Consider the following 8092-nt stretch of genomic DNA (forward strand, 5'->3'; position numbering starts at 1 on the left):
ATTTTTGGCTGGCATACTTCTGGCTTTTCTGTGACTTTTAATTTATTATTATACCAGTTTAAATGCGAAACAGCTTAGTTTGGGTTGGTATCCAAATGCCATCTCTAGCTGAAATTTGGCAACTGTATCTGCGCCGCTTCGCCCTCGAACATTGGTTTCGGTTAGCTAAACAAACCTTACATTGGACGGCTCGCCGAAGCTCAGCACACCAGAACAGTGCGAACGATGGAGCGATTTGATGCCTTTACTCACCTGGCAATTATGGCTAGCTAAAGATCTAGTCAGAGAAATTCGTTTGCCAAGGCAAAAGTCTCTGCCTGAATTGACGCCGGGAAGGGTTGTACAATCAATGCTTCCACTTTTAATCAAGATTGGAAGTCCGGCTTTTGCTCCCAAACGACGAGGAAACTCAGATGGATGGCAAACAGGAAAACCTCGTATTCCAAGATGTCGCTATCCTGTGGTCAAAAAGGGTAAAGGTCGGTTCCAAAAATCACCAAAATCGATTAATTAACCTGGGAATCTCTCTCTAAAATCAACACAATTTCTACGAGCGCGTTAGCTAAGTAAATTTGTGCTTAGTCTAAACTCCAATAGTTAACAGTCAACAGTCAACAGTCAACAGCTAACAATGCCATATTCCCCATTCCCAATTTTTAATTCTTTTGCCATTCTTGCTGTTTCTTGCGAGCAGATTGCAGCCATTTTTGGGATTCGGGGTAAACAGTTGTGCCGGGTTTGACAGATTCTAATTGATTGATAATTTGTTGCAACTGGCTGAGGGAATTACCGGGATTTTGAGAATTCACATCAGTTTGCAAGTTGGCAAACAAGCTTTTAGCTTCTTGCAAAGCTTTTGCCGAATCTTTTTCTGCTTCCAGCCTAATCTGGGTAATTCCTAAATTTTTTTGATATTGAGCGAGTTTGGTTTGAGCGTCGAGATAGCCAGGGTTATCGACAGAAATCAATTTGAGTCGGTTAATACCTTCTTGCCACAATTCTGCTATTTGCTGCCACTGTGCGGCGGGATGCGGCGGTTTTTTGGCGGCGACGGCGGCGGAGAGAGCAAATTCTTTGGCAGCTTCAATTAAGTTGTCTGCCCGTACAGAACCGGTGGCGACGCCGCCCATTTCTTGAAAGTCTCTTTCTGCTGCTTTGAGTGTTTTCTTAGCCGTTTCTCCCGCGAGGGTTTCGGCGGGAATTTGATTGAGTTGGTCGATCGCACTTTGCCAATTTACCGTCGCTTTTTGTCTATCTGCAGCGGTTTTGGCTTGCTGATACTGCTGTTTCGCGGCGTTGAGAGTTTGTTCGACTTGATTTAACTGAGTAAAAGCATTTTTTTGCTGGAAAATCTGAGCCTCCATCCGCCCGACATTTTTGCGGGCGGCTTGAAATTCATCGACTGTAAACCGCCAACGGCAGCTAAAAAAAGAGCAGTACCTCTTTGGGTAATAGCCGAGGAACCACACTGGCAAGGCGTCGAGGTGTTTTTGAGCCTCTTTTGCTTTAATTTCGCCCAAGTCAAAATCAGCGACAGCAGTGGCTTTATTCACCAGTTGATCGGATTGTTCCACAAGGGCGATCGCCTGCCGGTAATTGTGATCCATACTCATAAAACTCGGCAGCAACAATATCGGCATTGTTTTCGCCACGGGCCAGCGAATCAGGGGAATAGGTAGATTAATCAGCCAAATTATCCCCGCAGCACTTCCCAGCAAACTCCCAGCAAAGATGATTTTACCGAACAATCCGGGCGGGCGGTTGGCTTTGACGGCAGCTTTGAGAGCTTGTTCGCTGAAGTTGGGAAATTCGTCTTTGAAGGTATCGCGGATTTCTTCTGTTGAGGCGAAAGTGCCGTTTTGCGATCGTAACTTCTCCAACCGCTTGATTACCATCCGTCGGTACACTTCACCCGCTACAGTATCAGCCGCCGCGCACTTGTCAACTTCGGCCCGCAAAATTTCAAAAGCTCGATCGGTAAGACGCGCCATAAAACTCACCTATTCCCTTTTAATTATTTTACAGGTTCCCCGTCAAAATAATTGAGTCTGGGATGCAGAACCCGGTTTTTTTTACTAAAATAGTGCATCCGAGCCTTTAAGTAAAGTAAAAAACCCGGTTTCTTTGGTATTTATGCGTAAATCCCGATAATTGTTAAAATATATAAAGCCCACATCAAATATCCGAATTAATTTCATGCCCACTGCTTTAATCACTGGTGCTTCTGGCGGAATTGGTGCAGCCTTTGCCACCGAATTAGCCAAACGCCAGCACAATCTAATCTTGGTAGCTCGTTCCGAAGACAAATTACAACAGCTAGCTGCTCAACTGCAACAGGAATTCAATATTTTGGTCGAAATTATCGTTCAAGATTTGACGGCACCAGGAGCCACAAATGCTGTATTTGACGCGGTTGTTAAAAAAGGTTGGACGGTTGATTTGTTGGTGAACAATGCGGGTTTTGGCGATTACGGTGCTTTTGCCGATCGCCCGCTTGGGAAACAAATAACAATGGTGCAACTAAATATTGTAGCATTAGTTGAACTCTCGCACTTATTTTTGCAGGGAATGCGGCAGCGAAAATCAGGAAGTATTATCAATGTTGCCTCCCTCGCAGCTTTTCAACCGATGCCGTACTTGTCAATGTATGCAGCTACTAAAGCCTTTGTTTTGAGTTTCAGCGAGGCACTTTGGGCCGAAAACAAAGATTTAGGAATTGGCGTTTTGTGCCTTTGTCCAGGGCCGACTGAATCGGACTTTGCTGCAGTAGCTGAATTTCCGAAAGATTGGGCATCCAGCAGCGGACAAAAACTCGTTCCCGCAGCGGAAGTAGTGCAAGATGCTCTCAAAGCTTTAGACAAAAATAAGTCTCATGTTGTCACAGGGGGAATTCCCAATCAAATTATTGCAAATATGCCTAGATTGATGCCGCGAGAACTTTTGGTGAAGTCGGTAGAAAAGCTGTTTGGGGCGAAAGACGAATAATCGCGATCGTTGACAATATAAATAAACCCGCCCCCACCCAAGGACAAACATTCGATCGCCCAAAACCCAAATTTTCCCAAAAGTCGATCGCCCAAAACCCAAATTTTCCCAAAACAATCAAAAATCCCGATAATCTAGGGGCGGGTTTTACCAACCATCCCCAAATCCCACCAACAATCTAGATAAACCCGCCCCCACCCAACGACAAACATTCGATCGCCCAAAACCGATGAGTTTCACCGATAATAAATTAATGGATCGAACCATCCCAAATCCCAAATCGCAATGAACTCCGAACGCGAACAAGCCTATCTCAACCTGATAAATCAACTGCTAACCTGTCCCAGCGGCGAAGAAGCGGAGGTATTAGAGACTCACCCGGAATTTCTGGATGATGGCTTGGTGGCGACAATGCTAGAAGAGGCGAATAGATTGTTAGGACAGGGCGCTCGGCAGAATGATCTGAGTCAATTTCGAGAGGCTTTACAGTCTTGGGAACAGGCATTAACTATCTATCGGAAAATCGGAAATCGTCAAGCAGAAGCTGGTTCCCTCGGCAATTTGGGCAATGCTTACCAATCCCTAGGGCAATACCAGGGGGCGATCGAATTTCACCAACAGTCTTTAGAGATTTCACGGGCAATCGGAGATCGCCAAGGAGAAGCTAATTCCCTCGGCAATTTGGGCAATGCTTACTATTCCCTAGGGCAATACCAGCGGGCGATCGAATTTCACGAACAGTGTTTAGAGATTGTACGGGAAATCGGAGATCGCCAAGGAGAAGCTAATTCCCTCGGCAATTTGGGCGCTGCTTACGATTCCCTAGGGAAATACCAGGGGGCGATCGAATTTCACCAACAGTATTTAGAGATTTCACGGGCAATCGGATATCGCCAAGGAGAAGCTAATTCCCTCGGCAATTTGGGCGCTGCTTACCAATCCCTAGGGCAATTCCACAGGGCGATCGAATTTCACCAACAGCAATTAGAGATTTCACGGGAAATCGGAGATCGCCAAGGAGAAGCTAATTCCCTCGGCAATTTGGGCAATGCTTACTATTCCCTAGGGCAATTCCAGCGGGAGATCGAATTTCACGAACAGTCTTTAGAGATTTCACGGGAAATCGGAGATCGCGTGGGAGAAGCTAGTTCCCTCGGCAATTTGGGCAATGCTTACGATTCCCTAGGGCAATACCCCAAGGCGATCGAATTTTACCAACAGTCTTTAGAGATTGTACGGGAAATCGGATATCGCGTGGGAGAGTCAATCTCTCTCAACAATTTGGGAAATACTTTCCTAAAAACTCACCAACTTGCTGAAGCTGAAACAGCACTTCGCGCCTCGATCGCAATTCATGAAACTCTGCGTTCTGAATTGGTAAGTAATGACCACAAAGCCTCAATCTTTGAAACCCAAATATCTGCCTATCGCCTGCTGCAACAAGTCCTAATTGCCCAAACTAGATTTGATGAAGCCTTAGAAATATCAGAAATGTCGCGCACCCGTGCCTTCGTCGAATTATTGCGGCAAACCTTATTAACAACTCCCCCTCAGTCCCCCCCTTATCAAGGGGAGAAAGAAGAGTTATCTCAATTCCTCCCTCTTAAGCCCCCCCTTAGCAAGGGGGGGTTGGGGGGGTTATCAAGATTTGAGGAAGAAGCAAACCTCTCAAAGCCCCCCCTTAGCAAGGGGGAGTTGGGGGGGTTATCCATCCCCAAAATCCAACGAATCGCCCGCGACAGAAACTCCACAATAGTTGAATATTCGATTATCGGATCAAAGACCATTTACATCTGGGTAATCCAACCAAACGGCAACATCACCCATCACGCCGCCAACCTCGAACCCCTCAACCAACAAAACCAAACCCTCAAACAAATCATCCTCAAAACCCGCATCTCCATCGGCACTGTAGAAACCGACGACCAAGGCAACAAAATTCAGCTAGAATCCCAGTACAAACGAGACGAAACAGGCCGCTTTCCCCTATTGCAACTCCTCCACCAAATTCTGATAGAACCGATAATCGACTTGCTACCCACTGATGCCAATTCCGCCATCATCTTCGTCCCCCACTACGACTTATTTTTAGTTCCTTTCGCCGCCTTGCAAGATAGCAACAACCGCTACCTAATCGAAAATCATACCATCCTCACCGCCCCTTCCATCCAAGTATTAGAAATCACCCGCGAACATCAAAACCGAGTGCGAGGATTGAGACAAGCTGCCCTAATTGTCGGCGATCCAACCATCGACCCAAAATTCAACAAAAACCCCTACAAACTCCGCCAAATCCCCAGGGCAAAAGAAGCCGCAGAAGCCATTGCCACAACTTTAGAAACCGAAGCAATTAGCGGAGAAAATGCCACAAAAGTCGCCATTTTAGACAGGATGCTAAACACCCGCATCGTCCATTTATCCGCCCACGGACTCCTCGACGATTTCCAAGGTTCGGGTATCCCCGGCGCGATTATTTTAGCACCATCAGGAGACACCGACGACGGCGCGCTTAACGCAGCAGAAATCCTGCAATTAAAACTCGATTCCGAACTCGTAGTTTTGAGCGCCTGCAGCACCGGAGGCGGTAAAATCACCGGAGATGGAGTCATCGGATTGTCGCGCTGCTTCATCCTCGCCGGAGTCCCCAGCATCATCGTTTCCCTGTGGAATATGGGAGCGATTTCAGCCAAATTACTAATGACTGAATTCTACCAAAATTTAGCGCGGGGCGAGAATCGAGCAGCCGCCTTGCGGTGTGCTATGCTAACCACAAAAGCTCGATTTCCGAGTCCCATAGCTTGGTCTGCATTTACCTTAATTGGCGAAACCGAAACTTTACCGCTGTCAACTGAAAAGAGTGATTTAAGGAGATTAGTAATGTCACTTCCCGATGATGCCACACCCGAAGAAATTGTGGCGGCTTTCACTAAGTTATTGAAAATATCGGAGCCGCAATTTGTCCAACAATTATCAGCGATTGATGTTGGTTCGACCGATAATATCAATATTATCGCTCAAACAATCAAGGATTGGTGCCAAACTCGGTCTCAAATAGAAGAGAATTTAGAGAACGAAATTTATCAAATGGGTGCGGGCGGCGGTGATAGCGATGCACCGGACGAAATCGTCAGGGAGTTTTACCAAACGCTGAAGGAAAATCAGATTCGACTGGGTGTGTCTGTGTCATCTGCACCTATAGTTCAAACAGATACTTCTGCGACAAATACTTCTGCGACAGAATCGACATAAAAAAGCGGGACTTTGAATACTCTTGTCCCCCCCCTTAATAAGGGGGGCTAGGGGGGATCGAAGGAATGTGGACTCACAGATAAATCTCGCTTGTATTCCAGTCTCGATCCCCCTAAATCCCCCTTAATAAGGGGGACTTTGAACCGATTGCAGCTTAGTCTCGATCCCCCTAAATCCCCTTTAATAAGGGGGACTTTGAAGGGCCGCGAAAACTCCTAAAACATCTCACAAAATTGATTATGAGCCAAGAATGGCAAATTAAAAATCCCAGCATTAGCCTCTATCCTTTCCACCTGCGGGATGATAGGGACGAAGGCTATAAGCAAGTAGCAAAAAATGCCCAACATTTGTGGGAAAATCTAGCAGATAATGTCGGCAAAGAATTTAACATCAACGAACTAAACTCCCTCAGAGACAAGCTAATTTGCTACAAAAACGGCGTCTATTATCCAGAGGGCGAAGTGGAAAATTTGACTCTGGTAAAATTGCTGATACCAGATGGAAAAACTCTGAATTTTCAGCCAATTACTCAGCCAGATAACCAGAAACTTGATGGTTTTATCTATGCTCTGCGACTTCAGGATACTTACACCGCAGACTTGACATTTTATTATAAAAATGTCACAATAAAAGTAGCGGACTTAACTCGATTAAATCCCGAAGGTTGCTTGTTGCCAAAGGCAATTCAACCGTCTCTGGGACAGACATTATTATTATACGCCGCACCAGCAGTTTATAATACTTACCGGAAACTAGCTGACGAATCTGTTAAAGCTTTTGTACAGGATAAACAGCCAGCATCAGTGGACTTTCGCGCCGAAGGAAAGTTATTCGGGAGTCCAATTTTTGAGTATGAAAGCCGAGAAGATGATGCGCGTCAGCGGTGTCACATTTTAGTATGGTTGCAAGACAATCCCCAAACTTTGAAATCCGCAACGCCGGCGTTTTATTCTTACTTGATGAATCTGCTGTGCTCTCGCGCTAAAATTGTATTTGTGTATGGCGAAGCTAGGAAAAAGTATCGCCAAGCACAGCAAATAGTGGGCGAGTTAGAAAAGAAGCTTCCCGAATTGGATGCAATAGAAAGCGAACAAAATCGACAAGTTAAGTTGGAGAAGTTAAAGGAGTTGCTGGCTGAAGTTCGCACTAAAATGTGGGCTTTTGCTAAGCAGGTGCGATATTTGCAAGAAGATAGAAATACGATTGATACTAATGCTGAAAATTATGCTGAGGCGTTGACAAGAATTAGAGGTTTGTGCATTTCAGGCGACAATCTGGATTTTTGGCAGAGGTTTCTAGATTTAGCTGAGGATAAGTATCGGCGGCAAATTGAAATAGATTTAAACTACTTGATTGCTAGTCAAAATTTGTTCCAGCAGTCGATATCTACTGTGCGGGGGATGGTGGAAATCGAACAGGTGGAATTGGACAGGGAACAGATGGAATTATACCAGCAACAGGAAGACAGGGAGAAAAAGCGATCGCGCCAGCTTGAGAATATCATCTTTTTTGTCGGAACTGCGATCGGCGGCGGACAAATCTTTTCCGCCGCCTATCCTCTAATCAAGGATACACGGATTCAATGGCAACCCGATTTTTCTCTACCGCTGCATCCGTTTGCTGCGACAATTATCTTGAGTCTGCTGTTTGGTTTAGGATTTGGCTTGTTAACTCTGGGTATCGTCGTGTGCGTAAGGAAAATTTTTCCCGATAATTTGGATTTATGACTTATGCCTAAAACCAAAGAAACCGGGTTTTTCGGGGTTTTTGGGTGGTATAACTTATATGTTGCAGCATTCTTAAGAACAGGCAAGATGCCTGTTCCACAAAGTGTCAACTTTTTGTGGGGAGTAGGGGT

The 8092-nt window shown here is 45.5% G+C and carries 5 protein-coding genes; 4 read left to right on the plus strand and 1 reads right to left on the minus strand.

Annotated features, from left to right (window positions below; all coding sequences use genetic code 11):
* Nucleotides 1-62: 62 nt before the first annotated feature.
* On the plus strand, nucleotides 63-239 hold the full coding sequence (locus QUB61_RS19845; RefSeq protein ID WP_333190081.1) for a hypothetical protein: 177 nt from the start codon (nucleotides 63-65) through the stop codon (nucleotides 237-239).
* Nucleotides 240-656: 417 nt separating this feature from the next.
* Here the strand turns inward: QUB61_RS19845 and QUB61_RS19850 are convergent, their stop codons facing one another.
* Entirely contained in the window at nucleotides 657-1991 is a 1335-nt protein-coding gene (locus QUB61_RS19850) for a hypothetical protein (protein WP_333131576.1), read from the minus strand.
* Between the two features lie 205 nt (nucleotides 1992-2196).
* On the opposite strand from QUB61_RS19850, the gene QUB61_RS19855 reads away from it, so the two are divergent.
* The 3 genes from QUB61_RS19855 to QUB61_RS19865 all read left to right on the plus strand — a co-directional run bounded on the left by QUB61_RS19855 (nucleotide 2197) and on the right by QUB61_RS19865 (nucleotide 7961).
* Nucleotides 2197-2985 carry an SDR family oxidoreductase gene (locus QUB61_RS19855; protein ID WP_333131574.1) on the plus strand — a complete coding sequence of 263 codons (789 nt, stop codon included), beginning with the start codon at nucleotides 2197-2199 and terminating at the stop codon, nucleotides 2983-2985.
* 285 nt (nucleotides 2986-3270) lie between these two features.
* Entirely contained in the window at nucleotides 3271-6234 is a 2964-nt protein-coding gene (locus QUB61_RS19860; protein WP_333190083.1) for a CHAT domain-containing protein, read from the plus strand.
* Between the two features lie 239 nt (nucleotides 6235-6473).
* Complete coding sequence (locus QUB61_RS19865) at nucleotides 6474-7961, plus strand: hypothetical protein (protein ID WP_333131568.1); 1488 nt, start codon at nucleotides 6474-6476, stop codon at nucleotides 7959-7961.
* Nucleotides 7962-8092 lie beyond the last annotated feature (131 nt).

This window comes from Microcoleus sp. C2D2, from assembly GCF_036702495.1.
Lineage (GTDB): Bacteria > Cyanobacteriota > Cyanobacteriia > Cyanobacteriales > Microcoleaceae > Microcoleus.